The 20572-nt window shown below is 64.8% G+C and carries 19 protein-coding genes and 1 pseudogene; 4 read left to right on the plus strand and 16 right to left on the minus strand.

Annotation, left to right across the window (positions count from 1 at the left end):
• The first annotated feature begins 865 nt into the window (after positions 1 to 865).
• Positions 866 to 1291 (plus strand): SRPBCC family protein, encoded by a 426-nt coding sequence (locus MTX35_RS06615; RefSeq protein WP_243594212.1) that lies wholly within the window; start codon positions 866 to 868, stop codon positions 1289 to 1291.
• 63 nt (positions 1292 to 1354) lie between these two features.
• Here MTX35_RS06615 and MTX35_RS06620 read toward each other — a convergent pair whose 3' ends face one another.
• The 11 genes from MTX35_RS06620 to MTX35_RS06670 form a co-directional block, all read right to left on the minus strand.
• The gene (locus tag MTX35_RS06620) at positions 1355 to 2326 is read right to left on the minus strand and encodes an LLM class F420-dependent oxidoreductase (protein ID WP_243594213.1); all 972 of its coding nucleotides are present in this window, start codon (positions 2324 to 2326) and stop codon (positions 1355 to 1357) included.
• 9 nt (positions 2327 to 2335) lie between these two features.
• Positions 2336 to 3136, minus strand: a complete 801-nt coding sequence (locus MTX35_RS06625; RefSeq protein ID WP_243594214.1) for an SDR family NAD(P)-dependent oxidoreductase — start codon at positions 3134 to 3136, stop codon at positions 2336 to 2338.
• 29 nt (positions 3137 to 3165) lie between these two features.
• Positions 3166 to 4965 carry a glycoside hydrolase family 15 protein gene (locus tag MTX35_RS06630; protein WP_243594215.1) on the minus strand — a complete coding sequence of 600 codons (1800 nt, stop codon included), beginning with the start codon at positions 4963 to 4965 and terminating at the stop codon, positions 3166 to 3168.
• The gene (locus tag MTX35_RS06635; RefSeq protein WP_243594216.1) at positions 4962 to 5654 is read right to left on the minus strand and encodes an HAD family hydrolase; all 693 of its coding nucleotides are present in this window, start codon (positions 5652 to 5654) and stop codon (positions 4962 to 4964) included. Before MTX35_RS06635 ends, MTX35_RS06630 begins: the two co-directional genes overlap by 4 nt.
• An 81-nt stretch (positions 5655 to 5735) precedes the next feature.
• A complete protein-coding gene (locus MTX35_RS06640; RefSeq protein WP_032380678.1) occupies positions 5736 to 6209 on the minus strand; it encodes a Dps family protein in 474 nt (157 codons plus the stop codon).
• 144 nt (positions 6210 to 6353) lie between these two features.
• Positions 6354 to 7874: a catalase gene (locus MTX35_RS06645; protein ID WP_308198111.1), complete on the minus strand. Its 1521-nt coding sequence runs from the start codon at positions 7872 to 7874 to the stop codon at positions 6354 to 6356.
• 102 nt (positions 7875 to 7976) lie between these two features.
• On the minus strand, positions 7977 to 8411 hold the full coding sequence (locus tag MTX35_RS06650) for a Fur family transcriptional regulator (protein WP_243594218.1): 435 nt from the start codon (positions 8409 to 8411) through the stop codon (positions 7977 to 7979).
• A gap of 51 nt (positions 8412 to 8462) precedes the next feature.
• A complete protein-coding gene (locus MTX35_RS06655; protein ID WP_243594219.1) occupies positions 8463 to 9098 on the minus strand; it encodes an acetoacetate decarboxylase family protein in 636 nt (211 codons plus the stop codon).
• Positions 9098 to 10789 carry a GMC oxidoreductase gene (locus MTX35_RS06660; protein ID WP_243594220.1) on the minus strand — a complete coding sequence of 564 codons (1692 nt, stop codon included), beginning with the start codon at positions 10787 to 10789 and terminating at the stop codon, positions 9098 to 9100. The genes MTX35_RS06655 and MTX35_RS06660 overlap by 1 nt, the downstream gene beginning before the upstream one ends.
• A complete protein-coding gene (locus MTX35_RS06665) occupies positions 10786 to 12294 on the minus strand; it encodes an NAD(P)/FAD-dependent oxidoreductase (protein ID WP_243594221.1) in 1509 nt (502 codons plus the stop codon). The genes MTX35_RS06660 and MTX35_RS06665 overlap by 4 nt, the downstream gene beginning before the upstream one ends.
• On the minus strand, positions 12291 to 12887 hold the full coding sequence (locus MTX35_RS06670; RefSeq protein ID WP_243594222.1) for a TetR/AcrR family transcriptional regulator: 597 nt from the start codon (positions 12885 to 12887) through the stop codon (positions 12291 to 12293). Before MTX35_RS06670 ends, MTX35_RS06665 begins: the two co-directional genes overlap by 4 nt.
• A gap of 468 nt (positions 12888 to 13355) precedes the next feature.
• Here MTX35_RS06670 and MTX35_RS06675 point away from each other — a divergent pair, with 468 nt between their 5' ends.
• Both MTX35_RS06675 and MTX35_RS06680 read left to right on the plus strand, forming a co-directional pair.
• A complete protein-coding gene (locus MTX35_RS06675) occupies positions 13356 to 14267 on the plus strand; it encodes a polysaccharide deacetylase family protein (protein WP_243594223.1) in 912 nt (303 codons plus the stop codon).
• A 164-nt stretch (positions 14268 to 14431) separates the two neighbouring features.
• Positions 14432 to 14602 (plus strand): hypothetical protein, encoded by a 171-nt coding sequence (locus tag MTX35_RS06680; RefSeq protein ID WP_243594224.1) that lies wholly within the window; start codon positions 14432 to 14434, stop codon positions 14600 to 14602.
• Between the two features lie 2 nt (positions 14603 to 14604).
• Here MTX35_RS06680 and MTX35_RS06685 read toward each other — a convergent pair whose 3' ends face one another.
• The 3 genes and pseudogenes from MTX35_RS06685 to MTX35_RS06695 form a co-directional block, all read right to left on the minus strand.
• Positions 14605 to 16173, minus strand: coding sequence for an HNH endonuclease signature motif containing protein (locus MTX35_RS06685; protein WP_243594225.1), 1569 nt, complete (start codon positions 16171 to 16173; stop codon positions 14605 to 14607).
• Positions 16174 to 16222: 49 nt separating this feature from the next.
• On the minus strand, positions 16223 to 16624 hold the full coding sequence (locus MTX35_RS06690) for a DUF6855 family protein (RefSeq protein WP_243594226.1): 402 nt from the start codon (positions 16622 to 16624) through the stop codon (positions 16223 to 16225).
• 109 nt (positions 16625 to 16733) lie between these two features.
• A pseudogene (locus MTX35_RS06695) lies at positions 16734 to 16847 on the minus strand (multicopper oxidase domain-containing protein); the annotation flags it as partial.
• 212 nt (positions 16848 to 17059) lie between these two features.
• Here MTX35_RS06695 and MTX35_RS06700 point away from each other — a divergent pair.
• Positions 17060 to 18130: an ABC transporter ATP-binding protein gene (locus tag MTX35_RS06700; RefSeq protein ID WP_243594227.1), complete on the plus strand. Its 1071-nt coding sequence runs from the start codon at positions 17060 to 17062 to the stop codon at positions 18128 to 18130.
• A gap of 55 nt (positions 18131 to 18185) precedes the next feature.
• Here the strand turns inward: MTX35_RS06700 and MTX35_RS06705 are convergent, their stop codons facing one another.
• Positions 18186 to 19208, minus strand: a complete 1023-nt coding sequence (locus tag MTX35_RS06705) for an aspartate-semialdehyde dehydrogenase (RefSeq protein WP_243594228.1) — start codon at positions 19206 to 19208, stop codon at positions 18186 to 18188.
• Positions 19209 to 19211: 3 nt separating this feature from the next.
• Positions 19212 to 20477, minus strand: coding sequence for an aspartate kinase (locus MTX35_RS06710; protein WP_037187823.1), 1266 nt, complete (start codon positions 20475 to 20477; stop codon positions 19212 to 19214).
• Positions 20478 to 20572: the final 95 nt, after the last annotated feature.

Below are 20572 nucleotides of genomic sequence, written 5' to 3' on the forward strand. Positions count from 1 at the left end.
TGATGCTCGACCGGTGGCGGACAAACCCGACATGGGCAGATTCGTGTCCGCCACCGGTCAGTTCTTGTTGGCCACCCATGGGCAGTTCTCGTGACCGCCTGTGGTCACTTCCCGATGTCCATTGACACCGAATCTCCGTCACCGCGAATCCAACAGCCGCGATCGTGCCGACAGCCGCCACCCAATCAGCGACCGTCCCGAACTCAGCACCCAACAGCCACGCGCCGAAGCCCGAACCACCCGTAGCCACCACACCCACCGAGCCAACTGCGACCCAACGTCTCACCGACACAACATGCCCCCTCCGAGCGATCACGCCCAATCACGCCAGACCATAAAACCCCAGGTCAGCCAATCACGCACCCAAACACGCCCAAAACACACACAAACCAATCACGCCCAATCACGCCCACTGCATAACCCCAGGTCAAGCAATCACGGCAACACACACGCCAATCACGCACCTAGCAATCACGTTTCCCCCCCTTCTTAATAGGGGGGAACGTGAGCACAAGCCAGCCAAAACAGGACGACAACAGACCAACATCCGTAGCGAAACCTCGGTGTCGGTTCGGGTTGCTAACGATGCTGGAATGATGCGCACGGGCGTTCGAGTAGTCCGCAGTCAGTCCGCAGCACTGCCACTGTTAGCTCTCACTGACTCACTTCACCAACGCTAGGAGAAGTGGTCTGAACAGGAGAACAATCAGCTACTCGAATCGCTTGCAGGTCAGTGAATCAGCCTGCTTTTCGTTCGGGACGAAGAGGTCGTGGGTTCGAATCCCGCCACCCCGACAGTTGGACAGAGAAAAGGACCCACTCGCGTGGGTCCTTTTTCTTTGCCCGATCGACGCTACTGTGAGTCATGCCGACACCAACCCGCGTTCATGTCACCCATCGGTTCTCCTCGCCTCCCGACGTCGTCTTCGCGGCATTGTCCGAACACGAGAACCTGGGCCCATTGTTCCTGGCAAAGATCGACCGCGTGCGCGACGGCGACACCTCGCGCAACGGAGTCGGCTCTACCCGGAGTCTCAAGCTCGGGCCGATGCCCGCTTTCGAGGAAACCACCATCACGTCCGAGCCCAACTCGCTGATCGAGTACCGCATCACCAAGGGCGGTCCGCTACGTGGGCACTGGGGCGTGCAGAAGTTGACGCCCACCGCCGACGGGGGCACCGAGCTCGACTACACGATCGGATTCGACGCGCCCGTCCCCGGACTCGCTGCAATCGTCGGTAAGGCACTGACGTCGAGCATCTCGAAGAATCTGTCGACCCTGGCTCCGTAGGACACCACACGATGACGAGACCCCGGTCGACGGTCTCGATCGGGGTCTCGTCGAAAAGTCGGGTCAGCTGGACGCAGCGCGCAGCTTCTCCAGCAGCGGGCCTGCGGCCTCGGCCAGGAAGCGTTCCTGAGTTTCGTCGCCCACCTGCACGAGTGCGATGTCGGTGTACCCGGCCTCCCAGTACGGCTTCACGGCCTCGACGATGGCGTCGAGGTCCGGTCCACACGGAATCGTCTCGGCCACATCCTCTTTGCGCACGAACTTGGTGGCTCCAGCGAATCCCGCCGTCGTCGGAAGATCGGCGTTGACGGCCCAGCCACCGGCGAACCAGCGGAATCGATCGTGTGCGCGATCGATGGCCGCGTCCTTGTCCGGATCCCAGGAGATGGGGATCTGGCCGATGGAGCGTGCCGGTCCTTCGTGGTTGTCCGACCACGCCTTGACGAGGTCGGCGTCGGGTTCGGTGGCAATGAGGTGATCGCCGTACTCGGCGAACCGTGCCACGGCCTTCTCGCCGCCGGCTGCGATACCGATCGGCACCCCACCCTCGGGCATGTCCCAGATCCGGGCGGAGTCGACGCGAAAGTGCTTGCCGTCGTAGGTGACCAGGCCGCCGGCGTGCAGTGCCCTGATGATCTCCAGCGCCTCGACGAACATGTCCTGCCGCTTGTCGATGGACGGCCAGCCCTCGCCTACGACGTGCTCGTTGAGGTTCTCACCGCTGCCGAGGCCGAGGGTGAAGCGTCCGTCGGCCAGGATCTGCAGCGTCGCGGCCTTCTGTGCGACGACGGCCGGGTGGTACCTGATGATCGGGCACGTCACGTACGTCATCAGCTCGACGCGTTCGGTGGCCTGAGCCACCGCACCCAATGTGGTCCAGGCGTAGGGCGAATGCCCCATCGACGACAGCCACGGCGAGTAGTGGTCACTGGCGACCTCGAAGTCGAAGCCGACCTTCTCGGCACCGACTGCGTACTGCACCAGCTCTTTGGGGCCGCTCTGCTCGGTCATCAAGGTGTATCCGAAATTGGTCATAGGTATCTCCTAGATAGTTGCGACGGAACCGGCGTCGACTCGGTAGTTCGATCCGTTGACGAAGGACGCGCGATCCGAGCACAGGAACGTGATCACCGAGGCAACCTCCTCGGGCTCACCGCGGCGTCCGAGTTCCATGTACGGACGCTCCTCGTCGAGGAAGCTCTCGATGGCCCCGTCGCGGTCGGTTCCCTTTTCTTCGGCGCGCTTGTCCATCATCGCGTCGGTCATCGGGGTGTGAATGAATGCCGGCGAGACCGCATTGACCAGCAGGCCCTCCGACGCGTAGCTGCGTGAGAGCCCCTTGGCCAGGGCCAGGACCCCAGCTTTGGCTGAGCAGTAGGGCAATTCGTCGTCGTACGGCTGCACGGCGTCCTCGGAGGTCAGCAACACGACGCGTCCCCAGCCGCCGCGTCGGAGCGCAGGCAGGAATGCCCGCAGCAGCCGAACAGGCCCCATCAGGTCGATGTCGAGGGTGGACCGCCAGCCCTCCTCGTCGATCTCGTGGAACAGTCCCTGAGCGCCGGTCACGCCGGAGGATTGCACGAGAATGTCGATGTCCCCCACGGCCCGCTGCGTCTGCGCCGCCAAGTTCTCGACGGCCTCAGTGTCGGTCACGTCCGCAGCGAACGCGAACAACTGCCCCTCCGCTGCGTCGAGTTGCGCTGCAGCGTCGTCGAGCGAGGTCTGATCCTTGTCGCTGATCACAACCCGAACACCCTCGGCCAACAGCATTTTCGCGGTGTGCCAGCCGATGCCGGAGTCCGCTCCGGTCACCAGTGCTGTTCTACCGTCGATTCCCAGATCCATACAATCCCACTTTGCTTTCGAGGTCGATGTCAGGCCGTGGCGTCGTGCGAGCGCGCGATGGTCAACGCCGCATTCACCAGGGCCAGGTGGCTCAAGCCCTGCGGGAAGTTACCCAGAAACGATCCATCCGAAGCATCGATCATTTCGCTGTACAGTCCGACGTCGTTGGACATCTCCACCAACTGGTCCATCAAGGCCTTCGCCTCGTCGTCGCGTCCCACGCACGACAGAGCCGACACCCGCCAGAACGCGCAGGCCACGAAGGTGACCTCTTCCTCGGCCACTCCGCTGTAGCGATACATCAACGGTCCGGCACCGAGCTCGTCGCCGAGTGCATCGATGGTGGACGAAAGGCGTTCTCCACGATCGAAATCCATCTCGGCGGCCAACAGCACGGATGCGTCGAGTCCGTCGGCACCCGGGTACGCGAGATAGGCCTGACGCTCGTCGGACCAACACTCGGTCTCGATGTAGTGCCGGATGCGTTCCTTCTCGGCCTTCCATCGATCCGGTATGCCCGGGATCTCACCGGCCTCCGCGAGGTGTACAGCGCAGTCGAGCGCCTGCCAACAACCCAATTTGGAGCTGGTGTAGTGCTGCTCGTCCTCGAGTTCCCAGATCCCGGCGTCCTTGCGCTGCCACGAATCGCACGCCTCGTCGGCGATGGTGGCGAGCAGCCGACCCGTCGGCGCATCGAGGATGTTCCCGGCGTCGACGTACTGCCGGATGATGGAGAACAGATCCCCGAAGATCATCAACTGCAGCTGATCTGCAGCAGCGTTGCCGTTGACCACCGGTCCGATGCCCCGCCAGCCGGGCACGTCGGGTTGCTCCGTCCCTCCGGGCAGCTCGCCGCCCAGGGTGTAGAACACGTTGACCAACGGGTCGTTGAAGCGAATGACCTTCAGTAACCACGCGACCGCGGCATGGATCTCCTCACGAAGACCGAATCGTTGCAGCGCGCGGATGGTGTACGCGGCATCACGAACCCACGCGTAGCGGTAGTCCCAATTCTTGCCGCCGGTCCGGTTCTCGGGAAGCGAGGTCGTCGCAGCAGCCGCGATCGCACCGGACGGGCTGTGCAACAGCAACTTCAGGGCCAGCGCACTCCGAGCCACGTGCTCCGACCACGGCCCGTCGTAGGAGAACTCGTCGGACCAGACGCGCCAGTTGTCGATGGTCCGGTCGATCCCCTCGTCCACGTGCTGCGGATCGGGCAGCGGCAGCGGCTCGTTCTCCGTCCCTACGACACCCAGTACGTGCCGCGAGCCAGGGTGGGTATCGAAAACGCCACCGATGTCGCGGTCGGCCACGTGCACGTCCTCGATGCCCAGAGTCCGCACCGCCAAGGTCAATCCGTCCACGCGCAGAACGGTGCCGTGCTCGGTGTCGTACGCCCACGGCGACGCGATGCCGAGCATGGTGCCCGGCGCCACCGACCATGCCAGTTCGACAGTGCCGTCGAGTCCCTCGACGCGGCGGGCCAACTCCACCCAGGGCAACCGTCCGGCCACGCCCGTGTTGAGCGAGTCCGTGATCCGGACGGTACCGGTGTCGGTACGGAACGTCGTGCTCAGAACGTTTGTGCCTGCGACGAATTCACGTCCGACGGTGAATTCGCCTGTCGGCGTCAGTTCGATGTAGCCGCCGTGTGGCGCGTCGAGCAGCGCGGCGAACGGCGGCGGTGAGTCGAGATTCGGAACCGGGAACCAGTCGATCCGGCCGTCGTCGGCGATCATCGCGACAGTACGACCGTCGCCGATCGCGCCGTAGCTCTCGATGGGAACGTAACCGTCGACCCTGGGGTACGGCTTGCGGAACTCGTTCAAGCACTTGCCTTTTCGCCGGAATAGATGGGGCTTTTCTCGATGTTGGCCAGCAGATCGGCCGGGTCTTCGAACACTGCTACTGCTCCCGCGTCGAGCAATTCGCCGCGCGAGATACCGCCACTGCGAACGCCGATGGCGCGTACGCCCGCGCGACCGGCCGATTCGATGTCCCACACACTGTCGCCCACCATCAGTGCGTCGACAGCCTGGACGCCTGCCCGCCCGAGTGCGACCGCGATGATGTCGGGCTCGGGCTTGGCGACCTCGGCATCGTCACCGCTCGTCACCACTTCGACGGAATCCTCGACCTCGAGCAGATCGCGCAACGTGGACAGTTCACTCTCGGGAGCCGACGTTGCGAGCACGACGGTGACTCCTCGAGAATTCAAGTCCGCCAACAGTTCCCGAGCACCGGGTAGCACTTCGAGACCTTTCGACGCTGCGGCGTAGTACTCACCGTGCAGCCTCTTCGCCTCGCCGGCCAGCGCGCTGTCCGATGATCCGACGAGCGCCTCGAGCAATTTCGACCCATCCATCCCGATGCTCCGGTGGATTCGCCACGACGGAACAGGCCGGCCGGCCTCACGAAAAGCACGCGACCAGGCGTCGACGTGCACGTAGTTGGAATCGACGAGGGTGCCGTCGATGTCGAGCAGAACTGCGTCGACCGTCGGCTTGGAAACAGGCATGACCGTCGGATACCCGGGGGTGGTGCAGGCAAACAACGGGCCCCCCGCTGTGCGCGAGGGGCCTGTCGAAGCGAAGAAACGTCAGCTGGCCTGGGCCTGCCACATCCAGTGCAGCTGCTCGAGCCGTGCTGTGATGCCGATGAGCAGGTCCTGTGTCACCGGATCGGCTTCGCCGGTGTCGGCGATGCGTCCGCGAAGACGCTCGACGACGGCCGCGATGTTGTCGACGACGGCCGGTACGACCTCGCTGTCCTGGGTCCATCCGGCACCGAAGCCCTTGGTGCCCGCCGTCGAGGAGACGGTGGCTGCGCGACCATCGGGGCTGACCCCGATAGCGGTGGCGCGCTCGGCAGCCTGGTCGGTGAATTCACGTGCGGCCGTGACCAACTCGTCGAGCTCGAGGTGCACCGACCGGAAGTTCTTACCGATCACGTTCCAGTGCGCCTGCTTCGCGATGAGCGAGAGGTCGATGAGATCGACCACGGTCCCCTGAAGAGCGTCGCCGGCAATTTTCTGCTGACCTGCGTCGAGGGTGCTGGTGATGGGGTTCGTCATGATGTGGCCTCCCTGCCGTTGGACGACGGTATGCATCGCACACCATTATTGTTCTTCCGTCTGTACTACACAACGGCATGTGGCCACGCGTTGTTCCGGATCGACGCCATCATTGCTGTGACGCCGATCCCATGGTCGAACGGATCAGACCTTGGCGGCTTCGTCGGCGGGATCGTCGATCGCGCCTGCACCGGTGGTCGGCGCGGTCTCGTCCTGCTGCGACCGAACGCCTTCCTCGACCTTCTTGCCGAGGTCGGGATCGACGTTGGTCCAGTACTCGAACACGCGGCTCAGGACCGGCTCGCTGACGCCGTTGAGGACGTGTCCGACGATGTTCCCGACGAGACGCTCGCGCTGCGCGTCATCCATGACCTCGCGGACCAGTGCTCCCGCTTGCACGAAGTCGCCGTCCTCGGGGTGCTCGATGTATCCGGTGCGCACGAAACGAGGCTCGAAGTCCCACGCGCCGTCGTCGCCGTACTTGTTCGTGTCCGCCGACGGGCCGCCGAACGAGTTCGGCGCGTAGACCGGCGTCTCCGGGGAGTTGAACGAGTACCGCATGTTGCCGTCCTTGGAGTACGAGTTGACCTCGGACTTCGGGGCGTTGACCGGCAGCTGCGCGTAGTTCGCTCCGATGCGGTACCGGTGCGCGTCGGCGTAGGAGAAGACGCGTCCGAGCAGCATCTTGTCGGGGCTGAAACCGATGCCGGGCACGGTGTTGGACGGCTCGAACGAGCTCTGCTCGATCTGCGCGAAGAAGTTCTCCGGGTTGCGGTTCAAGGTCATCTTGCCGACCTCGATCAACGGGTAGTCCTTCTGCGACCAGACCTTGGTGAGGTCGAACGGGTTGTACTTGTAGTTCTCGGCCTCGTCGTACGGCATGAGCTGCACCTTGAGGGTCCAGCTCGGGAAGTCGCCGTTCTTGATGGATCCGAAGAGGTCCTGACGGTGATGATCGGGTGATGTACCCGCAACCTCGTCCGCCTTGTCCTGCGTCAGGAAGTCGATACCCTGATCGGTCTTGAAGTGGAACTTCACCCAGGTCTTCGTGCCGTCCTCGGCGATGAGCTGGTACGTGTGCGACCCGAACCCGTCCATGTGACGGAACGACTTGGGGATACCGCGGTCACCCATGAGCCACGTCACCTGGTGCGCCGACTCGGGCGAGAGGGTCCAGAAGTCCCACTGCATGTTGTTGTCACGCAGACCGGAGTCGGGCATACGCTTCTGGCTACGGATGAAGTCCTGGAACTTGATCGGGTCCTTGACGAAGAAGATCGGGGTGTTGTTGCCGACGAGGTCCCAGTTGCCTTCCTCGGTGTAGAACTTCAGCGAGAAGCCACGCGGGTCACGCCAGGTGTCGGGGCTGCCCTGCTCGCCCGCGACGGTGGAGAAGCGCGCCAGCATCTCGGTCTTGGCACCGGGCTGCAACGCCTTCGCCTTGGTGTACTTGCTGATATCGCCGGTGATTTCGAGTTCACCGAACGCGCCCGCACCCTTGGCGTGCACGACGCGCTCCGGGACCCGCTCACGGTTGAACTGCGCCATCTTCTCGATGAGGTAGTGGTCGTGCAGAAGAATCGGACCCTGCGTTCCGGCGGTCAGCGACTGATCGTCGCTGGGGACGGGGATTCCCGAGTTGCTGGTGGTCGTCTTGTTGCTGATCGGCTTGGTCATACGAAGCCTCCTGAAGGGCTGAATAGAATCGAAGAGGGCTGCTCTTCGAAAAATCTGTGAAACCGAGCGGCCCTACGCTGGACCGCAGTGTCAGACGGAATGCCTCGTGCAGTCGTCGCACAAACCCCAGAAGACGATTTCGGCTTCGTCGACGACAAATCCGTGGGTGTCCTCGGGCACGAGACAGGGTGCTGCTCCGACAACGCAGTCGACATCGACCACCACATGGCACCCCCGGCATACGAGGTGGTGGTGGTTGTCGGCCGTCCGGCTCTCGTACAGCGCGGCCGAACCGGCAGGTTCGATGCGACGTAGCAGACCTGCGTCCACGCTGGCCCTGAGCACGTCGTAGACGGCCTGAGTCGACACCGAGCCGCCGCTCTCACGGACGGCGGCAGCGATGTCGTCGGCGTCCGAATGCGGTCGGGCTGTGACCGCATTCAGGACTGCAACTCGAGGTCCGGTGACGCGAAGACCGACCGAGCGCAACTGCGCTGCGGGGTCGACGCGTTCGGTGAGCTGCATGCACTCCAGTATGCCCCTAATCTGGACTAAGTCAAGAAAAGCGGTCGACGGCTACCCGACCAGGCGCGCTTCACCCGTCCGCATCGACCCCGACACGATCTGCAACCCGAAATACGTGCCCGACGGCATCCAGCGACTCAACGTCGGGCCCTTGGCGTCGACCTCGACCCTGGCCAACCTCGCCTTGCCCTTCAGGCTCGAGCTGGCGACGGCCGAGCCGCCGGACACCGGCTGCGCGAAACCGATGGAGCCGAGCATCGGGAATTGCGGCCCGACGCCGCGGGATGTCGTCCGGACCGACCATTCACCACCACTCGCCCCGGCCTCGCCCAGCACGTCGCCCTCGAAGTCGGCCAGCACCTTGGGCAGGTGCCAGTTGGTCCGGCCCCCGTGCACCGATGTCGCGGAATCGACGGCGATGAACGGCACCGCCATCCGAGGCACGCGTCCGACGTCTCGGCGCAGCGCCGGACTCGCCAGGATCTCGCGGTACGGGCCGACCGGCGACGTCGTGTAATCGACGACCATGCACATCGTGATCGGCAACGTCTTCGCACCGGCGGGTGCGAAGTCCGACGACCGGGCCCGATGCCACCAGATCGTGGCGCGGACATTCGCAGGCCACGGCGCTGCCGGACTGGCCGGCCAATCGGTGCGCTCGGTCTCGGATTCGGTGACACTCCACATCAGGAATCCCTCCCCACGACGGTCAGGGGGAGCCGCAGGGCTCCCGGCGCAGACACCGGCACCACCGGGCGAACCGGCTGCGTGGGTGCAACTTCCTGGTACTCGCTGCCCACTGCGGGACGCTTGTCGGGCTCACCCTTGTTCGGCCACAACGCCATTACTCGCTCGGACTGCGCCGTGATCGTCAGGGACGGATTGACACCGAGGTTGGCGCTGACGGCAGAACCGTCGAGCACGTGCAGTCCTTCGTAGCCGTAGACCCGTTGGTACCCGTCGATCACTCCGGTCTGCGGCGAGTCGCCGATCGCGCAGCCACCGAGGAAGTGCGCGGTCATCGGAATGTTGACGATCTCGGCGATCGATCCGCCCGGGTCACCGCCGATCTTGTCCGCAAGCAGGCGAATGGCCTCGTGCCCCTGCGGAATCCACTGCGGCGGTGGATCACCCGCACCGGGCCTGCTGGTGAGGCGGCGCCCGAACGGACCCTTCTTCGATCCGAGCTCGAGCGAGTTGTCATCGGTCTGCATCACCAGTGCGATGACGGTTCGCTCCGACCAACGATGGACCGACAGGCTGCGCGCCGCAGCGCCGGGGTGACGCAACGCGACGCCGAGGGTCTTGAGGATCCGCGGCACCTTTCCGCCGCCGTCGCTGAGCACGGTCTGCAGGAGGCCGATGGCGTTGCTGCCCTTGCCGTATCGCACCGGCTCGATATGCGTGTGATCGTCCGGGTGGAACGACGACGTGATCGCCACGCCCTCGTGGTAGTCGACCTCACGGCCGCGGGCGGTCGCCGCGAGCACGGCCTCGGAGTTGGTGCGCACGAGCGAACCGATCCGCTCGGACATCCGCGGCAACGAGCCCTTCTCCTTGGCAGCGAGCATCAGCTTCTGGGTGCCGTAGGTGCCGGCCGAGAAGATCACCTGATCGGCGGTGATGGTCTTTTCCTTGCGACGCAGCTTCCCGCCGGTCCGACGCGTCACCACGTCGTAGCCGGTGCCGTTCGGCCGCACGTCCACCACGGTGGTCAACGGAAGAACCTGTGCGCCAGCGTGTTCCGCGAGATAGAGGTAGTTCTTGACGAGAGTGTTCTTCGCGCCGACGCGGCAGCCGGTCATGCACGCTCCGCATTCGGTGCAGCCGGTGCGCTCGGGCCCGGCACCACCGAAGAACGGGTCGGGTGCAGTTTTGCCACGATCACCGAAGTAGACACCGACCGGAGTCGAGGTGAACGTGTCGCCCACACCCATGTCCTCGGCCACCTCTTTCATCACCTTGTCCGAGGCGGTGATGGTCGGGTTGGTCTCGACGCCGAGCATCCGGCGGGCCTGGTCGTAGTACGGATTCAGCTCGCGCTGCCAATCGGTGATCGAACCCCACTGCGGGTCCTCGAAGAACTTGGCCGGGGGTTGGTACAGCGTGTTCGCGTAGTTCAGCGAACCTCCGCCGACACCCGCACCCGCCATCACCAGCACATCGGGTAGCAGGTGGATACGCTGCACCCCATAGCAACCCAGCGCCGGAGCCCACAGATACTTACGCAACCGCCAGCTGGTCTTCGGGAGCTCGTCGTCCTCGAACCGGCGACCGGATTCGAGAACCGCCACCCGGTAGCCCTTCTCGACGGCCCGCAGTGCGGCGACACTGCCGCCGAAACCGGAGCCGATGATCAAAACGTCGTAGTCGCTCATGCGGATACCACCTCGTTGTCTGATTCGAGAGTGTCGGAGACGATCCGATAGTTCGAGACATCGAACTCTCGCGTCTTGTTGCGGAACCGGAATGTGTAGGTAGGCCACATCGTGGAGTTGCGACCGTTGGCGTCGAGGTACCAGCTCGAGCAGCCACCCGCATTCCACACGGTGCCGTCGAGCTCGGAATCGACCCACGAATTGTGTTGCCGCTGAGCAGACTCGTTGACCTCGACGGCCGCGATCCTGCGGTCCTTCATCTCGTTCAGCGCAGATACCACGTAGTTGGCCTGCGACTCGAGCATGTAGACGATGGAACTGTGCCCGAGGTTGGTGTTGGGGCCGTACATCAGGAACAGGTTCGGGAAGCCGGCAACGGTGGTCCCGAGATGCGCCTGCGGGCTACCGCCCCAGTGCTCTGCGAGTGTCCGACCGTCGTTGCCGCGCAGCAGATGCGACACCGGCGGCTCGGTGGGGGTGAACCCCGTCGCGAAGATGATGGTGTCCACCTCGTGGTTGCGGCCCGAGGCGTCGACGACGCCGTTCTCGGTGACCGACGTCAGCCCCGATGTGACGAGATCGACGTCGGGTCGATCCAGCGTCCGCAGCCAATCGTTGGACAGCAGAAGACGTTTGCAGCCGGGTGCGTAATCGGGGGTCAACGCGGCCCGCGTCGCGGGGTTCTTGACCTGTCGCTTCAGGTTGGCTTTGGCGAACACCTTCACCGCGGGCAGCATCCACGGGTTGTCGGCCAGAACGGTCACATACGCCTCGCGGTAACCGTAGATGACACCGCGGACCGCGCGATGGGCCGCAGGAACTTTCTCGTACAGAGTCCGCTCGACCCGGCCGATGGTGCGGTCCAGGCGGGGGATGACCCAGGCCGGGGTGCGCTGAAAGACCGTGAGCCGCTGGGCTTTGTCGACGATCTCGGGCACGAACTGCACTGCAGACGCGCCGGTGCCGATGACGGCGACGCGCTCGCCGGTGAGATCGTGCTCGTGGTTCCACGTCGCGGAGTGGAACACCGTCCCGCCGAACGTGTCGATGCCCGGCACGTCCGGGATCTTGGGGGTGGACAGTGCGCCGGTCGCCGCCACGAGGACTCTGACGCTCGTTGCACCGCGCGAGGTCTCGACGGTCCACCGCCGATCCATCTCGCTCCAATTTGCCGACAGCAGTTCACAATCGGTGACGATGCGGTCCCGCAGGTTCAGACGATCGACCACCGAACGTAGGTAGTCGAAGAGCTCCGGTTGGCGCGCGAAAGTGTGGCTCCACTTCGGGCTCGGCGCGAACGAGAACGAGTACAGGGAGGTCGGCACGTCGCACGCACACCCCGGGTACGTGTTGTCTCGCCACGTGCCGCCCACGTCGGATGCGCGTTCGATGACTGTCACGTCGGCATTCGGATCGTCGGCGAGGATCTTCGCCACCGCGGCAAGGCCGGCGAATCCGGCTCCGACGACGAGCACGTCGCATTTCTGGGGCAGTGCAGAATTCACGAGTCCATCACCTTTTCGGACCAGAAGGGGAGGAGCCGATCGCGCAGCTGCGCGTCGGCTTCGGGGGTACGGAACAGAGCCGATACAGCGAGCCCGCGAGCCAGCTCGACGCTGAGCTCGATGGACTCGGTGGACATGCGGCTGCCCATGACGATCTGGGCACCGCTCTGAATGGCTTCGGCGACGCGTCGTTCGAGTGGAACCATCGCCTCGTGCAGAGCCGGATCGGTGCGGGCCGCGACCCACAGCTCGAGCGCGGCGTAGAACAGCGGGCCCGAGAACGCGTCGGCGAGGATCTCGGGTCCACGTTCCGGATCGGGCTCGGCTTCCAAGATTTCGGAGAGGCGGCGGTCGACGAGATGCTCGACGGCAGCGGTCACCAACGACTCCTTGGTCGGGAAGTGGTGCAGCTGCGCTCCACGGGATACTCCGGCACGCCGCGCGATCTCCTGCGTGCTGGTCTTCGAGAAACCCAGCTCGACGAGGCACTCGATGGCTGCATCGAGCAACTTTGCGCGCGTCCCCGCGGTGCGTTCGGCCTGCGTGCGGCGCGGGGTAGGCGCGCCATCGCTGAGCTCTGTGTCGGTAGTCACACTTGGAACAGTAGCGGCAAAACAACAAACAGTCCAGCCTGACTTTAAGTTTTGTCACAACTCCGCCCATCCGCCTCCAGGCAATAGGTCAGCTCGACAGCCAACCGTCGCACCTCCCTGTCGCGCCGGCAGCGGGCAGTGGATCCACCATGACCAGCCATTCGGTACGTCCCGAGGACGTCCTTCCCGACGAAGCCAGAGAGTCTCGTTCGACGGCCTCCCGATACGGAAGGGAACCGTGGCGGCGTTCATCGCGAATGCGCAGGCGCTCCGCGACGTGGAACCCGCGACCGAGGCTCACGACGAACTGATTGCGACTCTCCAAGAGCTGGCACCGCAGCTCGCGGCCATTGGAGTGTTCGAGGTGGGCGAGCCACGGGACCCACAGATCACGCACCTGGTCGACGCCGCGACGTACACCGACCGACAGACAGTTTGTCCCGGCTCGCCGCGGGCAATACCCCGGCCATGCCCCTCCCCTCGCACGGCCGCTTCGAGTACTCCCCCATCGTCGATCGGCCACAGTTCGAGTGGCCGGGCGGCGCGCGTCTCGCGGTGTACGTCGCGGTCAACTGCGAGCACTTTCCGTACGACGACGGGCAGCCCGGCCTGGGGTACACGCCCGCGATGGAGCAACCCAACACGTACAACTGGGGCTGGCGTGAATACGGCAATCGCGTCGGCGGCTTCCGCATCGCAGAGACATTGCAGCAGTGCGGGATTCGGCCGACATTGCTGGTCAACACCGAGGTGTACGAGCACGCCCCGCAGCTGACCGCGGCGTTCCGAGCACTCGACGCCGAGGTCGTCGCGCACGGCCGAACGAATGCCGTGCAACCGAACGATCAAGACGAGGATGCGGAGCGCCGCTCCATCGAGGATGTCACCGCCGCGATCGAACGACACGAGGGAACACCGCCTCGAGGATGGATGAGCCCCGGTGCCAACCCGAGCCGCGTCACCGAGGACCTCCTCGCGGAGCGCGGTTACCAGTACACCTTGGACTGGCCCGTCGACGACCAACCCGTGTGGCTTCAGACCCGCGGCGGGCCGCTGCTCAGCGTCCCGTATCCCCACGAGATCAACGACCTACCGATGTTCGTCCATCACCATCAGACCGCAGAAGCCTTCGAGCACAACATCATCGGTAGCTTCGACGAACTGAAGGAGAATTCGGCGAGACAACCGGTGGTGCTCGCCATCTCCGTACACACGTTCCTGACGGGACAGCCTTATCGACTGCGACGTTTCCGCGCTGCCCTCGAGCACCTGACCGCCAACCGCGACGACGTCTGGTTCACCACCCCCGGCGACATCGCGGCGCACTACCGCAGCCTCGTACCTGCACCCGAGACCCCTACGCCGGGAAGCGACCGATAGTCGACGCGTTCGAGCCGCACCGAGTTCGCTGTGAAGGACCGAGCGGAACCGCTGACAGTGCCTCAGTCGCAACCTCGGTGACCGAGGTCGTCACAGGTCGGCGTGGACCGCCAATCTCAGCAGCGCGTGGGCGCAAGTGCGCGCCTCCCAGTGAGATGAACGCGGTGACTGCAGTCGTCGTCCCCGAGGTCGGTTGCGAAGTTTCGAGGCAGGGGTGGATCGACCACGCCAAGGGCCGGATCGTGCCGTCCGAAGTGCCCGAGACCGTCACTGCCCTCGACGAGATACCTCGCAACCAGAGCGGAACGTTGCTCGAGGGCGCGTTGCGCGCCTGAGCTCACGCAGCTCGTTGTTTTCGACGGTGGTAGCTGGGGATGGGTTGCCTTGTGGGATCGATGGGTTCGGGTGGGATGGCGTAGGGGTGTCCGTCGTCGCCCATGAGTAGCTGCCAGTCGCCGTGGTGGACGAGGCGGTGGCATCCTCCGCACACCAGCGCGAGGTTGTTCAGGTCGGTGCGGCCGCCGTGTTCCCAGAATCTGACGTGGTGGGCTTGGCACCACTGTGCGGGGCGGCCGCACATCACGCAACAGGTGTCGCGGATGGTCAGAGCGATGCGCTGGTCGTCGGAGGCGAGTCTGGTGGTTCGCCCGAGCGCGAGTGGAACGCCGTTGTGGTCGACGATGACAGGAGTCAGGTCGGCGTCACAGGTGACGAGCTCGGCGAGGGAGCGACTGATCGGGCCGGTCCAGTCGAAGTGGAACGGCCAGTCCGCGTCGCCCGGCTCGGGCGCAGACTTCTCCCGGGCTCTGTTCACACCGCCACCACCACCGGCCGCCGCTCCGCCGCGAGCAACGCTATCAGGACGCTGGACAGTGCCAGGGGTGCCGCCACCGGCGTTCGAAAATCCCTCCGCGACCGTGCTGGAGTCGACTGAATCCGTTGCTGTACAACAGGACTCCGTTCTTCCGCCGTGGGCGAGCAAGTCCCGCAGCGGAACGATCAGGTGCACCGACGCCCGCGACCCACCCGCCGACCCGCGAGCGCTACCGCGTAGGTGTCGATCGAGGATCTGATCGAGTGCATCGGCCCGGCGCTTCGATGGGCTACGAGGGTCGCGCTCGCCACCGGGTCCTGGCCGCGGTGCCGCCAACTCCGACAGGGCGGTGAGCAGCTTCTCTGCCAGCAGCCGGTCGACGTCGCCACCGACCTGAAAGCGGCCGTTGGCCAGAGGATGAACGTCGAATCGGTTCAGGTCCGGGTTCTCCGACACCGGTCGCGGTGCGGGCGTCGGCGAAACAGGCTCAGGTGCAGGAGGTTCCGGATCGGGCAGCCTACCGGTCGAGGTCGCGGCATCATCTCTCCGCCGCTCCTGATCCCGCCGTTCCTGTTCCTGCCGTTCTTGTTCGCGGCGTTGCTTCTCGTCTTTCTCGTGTCGTGCTCGGGCGTCGTCCGCGGCAGCATGCGCCAATGCCTGCGCGCGGGAGCTCACCTGGCCGGCGGTGCTGCGCATCGCGGTGTCGAGGAGTTCGGCGACGATTGCGTCGCAGCGATCTTCACCCAACGTCGGGTCGGCGACCAACACGGTGTCGTATCCCTCGGCGATCGCTACGGCGTGCGCGGCGTGAATCTCACCGCAGGCGAGGGCGTCGAGCACGGTGTGGTGATCGTGCAGCCAGTACCCCAGTGCGTTCTGGCGGGCGGCTGATCCGTCGGTGATCCGAACCGACCGGGCGTACCAGCGGGTGACGGACGAGTGCCCGAGCTTCATCGCCAATCCGCGTCGGTCGATCTCGGCCAGCAGCATCAATCGCTTTGCAGCCAAAGCGTTTTCGAGGGATGTCACGTCAGCGAGCTCGGAGACCAAATCCTGGTCACCGAGCCCGAACACATCCCCCCATGTCTTCACACCACAAAAGCTATACCCGCCCACCGACAGACTTTTTTCGACGACTCCCCTAGAGGGCACGCATACTGTTGTTCCGCGCATTGTGGGTCAGTTCCGCCAGGCCGAGCTCTTCGAGGAGCGGCGGCAGATACATTCCGAAGCGGCCGCGATATCCGTTCCTGAGCCCGTACCAGCCGCCGACCGGGTTGTCGGGCGAGCGCCCCCACGCTTCGACCGTGCCCGAAGCAGCCGGCTTCTTCTCGTCCGCGGCACCGAGCAATACCCACTCGGCCCGCTCGGTGAGCCAGCCGTGCAGATCGTCGACTGCCTCGATGCGGTACCGCAGGGTTGTCGACCCCACCTTGCATACGAGGGCGGGTGGCTCGTGGGCGGGTTCGCGATACATGGTGTACACCGATGTGCCGGGCGCTGTGGTGAGAGTCCAGGGATCGGATGTGGTTCCACTGCCCATTGCCGGGGTCCGTTCCGTTGTCGAGTGCGCTACGCGGCAGGGTCAGTGTGGGCCGACCTGCCTGTGAACGCAACAGGCTCCCGAACTCGGAAAGGTTGGGGTAAGTGAGTCAGGGAGCGACGGTGCGGTACCGCAACATCATTTCGTGATCCTCGTGGTCGAGCATGTGGCAGTGCCACGTGTACCCCTGCAACTCATTGGAACCGCCCATGTCGTGCCCACCGTCGTCGACGCCACCGGGAGGGCCGCAGCACCGGCAGCGACTGCGGCGACGGCCGGCCCTCGCAGGGCGGTTCGTCTGGACACAGAGCCGCTCGCCCGGCCACCTCTCTCCTGGTTGTGATCGGGGACATACTATGTGCTCGTCGGCTTCCGCCGTCACCCCACACTCGGATCGTCCGGCACGTTCCTGCCGGTGGAGGGATCTATTTCGTCATGGCAACAATCTCGTTCGAGCGAACGACCAGGCTTTTTCCCGGGTCCGACACCCCCGCGGTGAACGAGCTCGACCTGCACATCGCGGACGGTGAGTTCCTCGTTCTGGTCGGCCCCTCCGGCTGCGGCAAGTCGACGTCGCTCCGTATGCTCGCCGGGCTGGAGGAGGTCAACTCGGGACGCATCCTCATCGGCGGCAAGGATGTCACCAATTCCGAACCCAAGGATCGCGACATCGCGATGGTGTTCCAGAACTACGCGCTGTACCCGCACATGACCGTCGCCGAGAACATGGGGTTCGCGCTCAAGCTGGCGAAGGCGAACAAGGAAGACATTCGCACTCGCGTCGAGGAGGCTGCGAAGCTGCTCGATCTGGAGCCGTACCTCGACCGCAAGCCCAAGGCGCTGTCGGGCGGTCAGCGTCAGCGAGTTGCCATGGGCCGCGCTATCGTTCGGCAGCCGCAGGTGTTCCTCATGGACGAGCCTTTGAGCAACCTCGACGCCAAACTGAGGGTTCAGACGCGGACGCAGATCGCTCAGTTGCAGCGTCGGCTCGGCACGACGACGGTCTACGTCACCCACGATCAGGTCGAGGCCATGACGATGGGCGATCGCGTCGCCGTCCTGAAAGGTGGTGTGCTGCAACAGTGCGCCACACCGCGCGAGCTGTACCGCACCCCGGTCAATGCATTCGTCGCCGGGTTCATGGGCTCACCGTCGATGAACCTGTTCCGCGCGCCGGTCACCGACGGCGGCGTCCGTCTGGCCGATCAGGTGATTCCGGTGCCGCGTCAGACCCTCGGTTCTGCCACCGAGGTGATGTTCGGTATTCGGCCCGAGCACATCGAGATCGCGAACAGCGGAATTGCTCTCGAGATCGACGTCGTCGAGGAACTCGGTTCCGAGGCATTCGTGTTCGGACGCGCGGACATCAACGGCACTACCGAATCGATCGTCGCTCGGGCCGACTGGCGCAGCCCACCCGAGAAGGGCGACCGCGTCCACGTCCGCATCGACGAGGCCCATGCGCACATCTTCGACGCGTCCGCCGAAGGCCTTCGCCTCAACTGACGTGTCCCCTCGTGCGCGTTGTGCGTAGCTCCAGCTACGCACAACGCGCACGGCGTCAGACCAGCAGCTCGGCGATCTGAATGGTGTTGAGCGCGGCACCCTTACGCAGGTTGTCGCCCGAGACGAACAGCGCGAGTCCGCGGCCCTCAGGAACGCCCGGGTCCTGACGGATGCGGCCGACCAAAGAATCGTCCGCGCCTGCCGCTTGCAAAGGCGTCGGCACATCGACCAGAGAGACACCGGGTGCCGAGGCCAACAGTTCGCGAGCTCGTTCGACCGAGATCGGACGATCGAACTCGGCGTTGATCGACAACGAGTGACCGGTGAACACCGGCACGCGCACGCACGTTCCGCTGACCAGCAGGTCCGGCAGTCCGAGGATCTTGCGCGATTCGTTGCGCAGCTTCTGGTCCTCGTCGGTTTCGCCGGATCCGTCGTCCACCAACGCGCCGGCCAGCGGCAGGACGTTGAAGGCGATGGGCGCGACGTACTTGTTCGGGGCCGGGAAATCCACCGACGAACCGTCGTGCACCAGCTTTTCGACGTCGCCCATGACGGCGCGCGCCTGGGTGGCGAGTTCCTCGACACCGGCGAGTCCGCTACCGGACACGGCCTGGTAGCTCGAGACGATCAGACGTTGCAGGCCTGCTTCGTCGTGCAGCACCTTGAGCACCGGCATCGCGGCCATGGTGGTGCAGTTGGGGTTGGCGATGATGCCGCGGGGCGGGTTCTTCGCCGCTTCGGGGTTCACTTCACTGACCACCAACGGCACGTCGGCGTCCTTGCGGAACGCGGACGAGTTGTCGATGACGACCGCGCCGGCTGCCGCGAACCGCGGTGCCTGCTCACGCGAGAGCGTGGCACCGGCCGAGAACAGCGCGATGTCGATGCCGGTGAGATCTGCGGTGGACGCGTCCTCGACGACGATCTCCTCGCCGCGGAACGGCAGCTTCTTGCCCGCCGACCTGGCGGAGGCGAAGAATCGAACGGTGTCGGCGGGAAAGTTGCGCTCCTCCAACAGGGTTCGCATGACAGCACCGACCTGGCCGGTAGCTCCTACCACTGCAACTGTGGTCATCTTCTATCGTCCTGTTCCTGCGTGTACGACGGCTTCTTCGTCGCCGCCGAGATCGAAGGCGGCGTGCAAAACGCGCACGGCCTCGTCCAGCTCAGTGTCGTTGACCAGCACCGAGATACGGATCTCGGAGGTGCTGATGAGGTCGATGTTGACGCCTGCCTCGGCCAGCGCCTCGCAGAAAGTCGCCGTGACGCCGGGGTGGGTCTTCATTCCTGCGCCGACGAGCGAGACCTTGCCGATGTGGTCGTCGTAGAGCACCTGCGCGAAGCCGATCTCGGACTGCAGCTTGGTCAGCTTCTCCACGGCCGTCGGACCGTCCGACTTGGGGCAGGTGAAGGTGATGTCGGTCTTTCCGGTGTCGATCTTGGAGACGTTCTGCAGCACCATGTCGATGTTGATCTCCGCGTCGGCGACGGCGCGGAAGATCTTGCCCGCGTAACCCGGCGAATCGGGGATGCCGACGACGGTGACCTTCGCCTCGCTGCGATCGTGTGCGACGCCGGTGAGAATTGCTTCTTCCACTGGAATGTCCTCCATAGATCCGGAGACGATCGTTCCGGGTTTTGTGGTGTACGACGAGCGCACATGAACGGGAACGTTGTAGCGACGGGCATATTCGACGCAGCGCAGCATCAGCACCTTCGCGCCGCAAGCCGCCATCTCCAGCATCTCCTCGAACGAGACGGTGTCGAGGTGCCGAGCGTTGGGCACGATGCGCGGATCGGCGGTGAAGATGCCGTCGACGTCGGTGTAGATCTCGCAGACGTCTGCGTTCAGTGCTGCGGCGAGCGCAACGGCGGTGGTGTCGGAACCTCCGCGCCCGAGCGTGGTGACGTCCTTGCTGTCCTGGCTGACGCCCTGAAATCCGGCGACGAGGACGATCGAGCCCTCGTCGAGTGCACTCCGCACGCGTCCCGGGGTGACGTCGATGATCTTGGCGTTGCCGTGCACGCTGGTGGTGACGACGCCTGCCTGGGAGCCGGTGAACGACCGAGCCTCGGCACCGAGCGAGTGGATGGCCATCGCGACCAGCGCGTTGGAGATGCGTTCACCCGAGGTGAGCAGCATGTCCATCTCGCGGGCCGGCGGTGCCGGGCACACCTGCTGAGCCAGGTCGAGCAGTTCGTCGGTGGTGTCGCCCATGGCCGACACGACCACGACGACGTCGTTGCCTGCCTTCTTGGTCTCGACGATTCGTTCAGCGACGCGTCGGATACGTTCGGCGGTCCCCACCGACGATCCACCGTACTTCTGGACGATGAGAGCCACGCGTATTACCTCCGCTGGATAGCCGACAACCGTTCGATTGTCCGCGGGTCACCTTACCGAGCGAGCGGCCCGAACAGTGGTCCGGGTAGCTCCGA

The sequence above is a fragment of the Rhodococcus sp. ARC_M12 genome (genome assembly GCF_022810385.1).
Lineage (GTDB): Bacteria > Actinomycetota > Actinomycetes > Mycobacteriales > Mycobacteriaceae > Rhodococcoides > Rhodococcoides navarretei.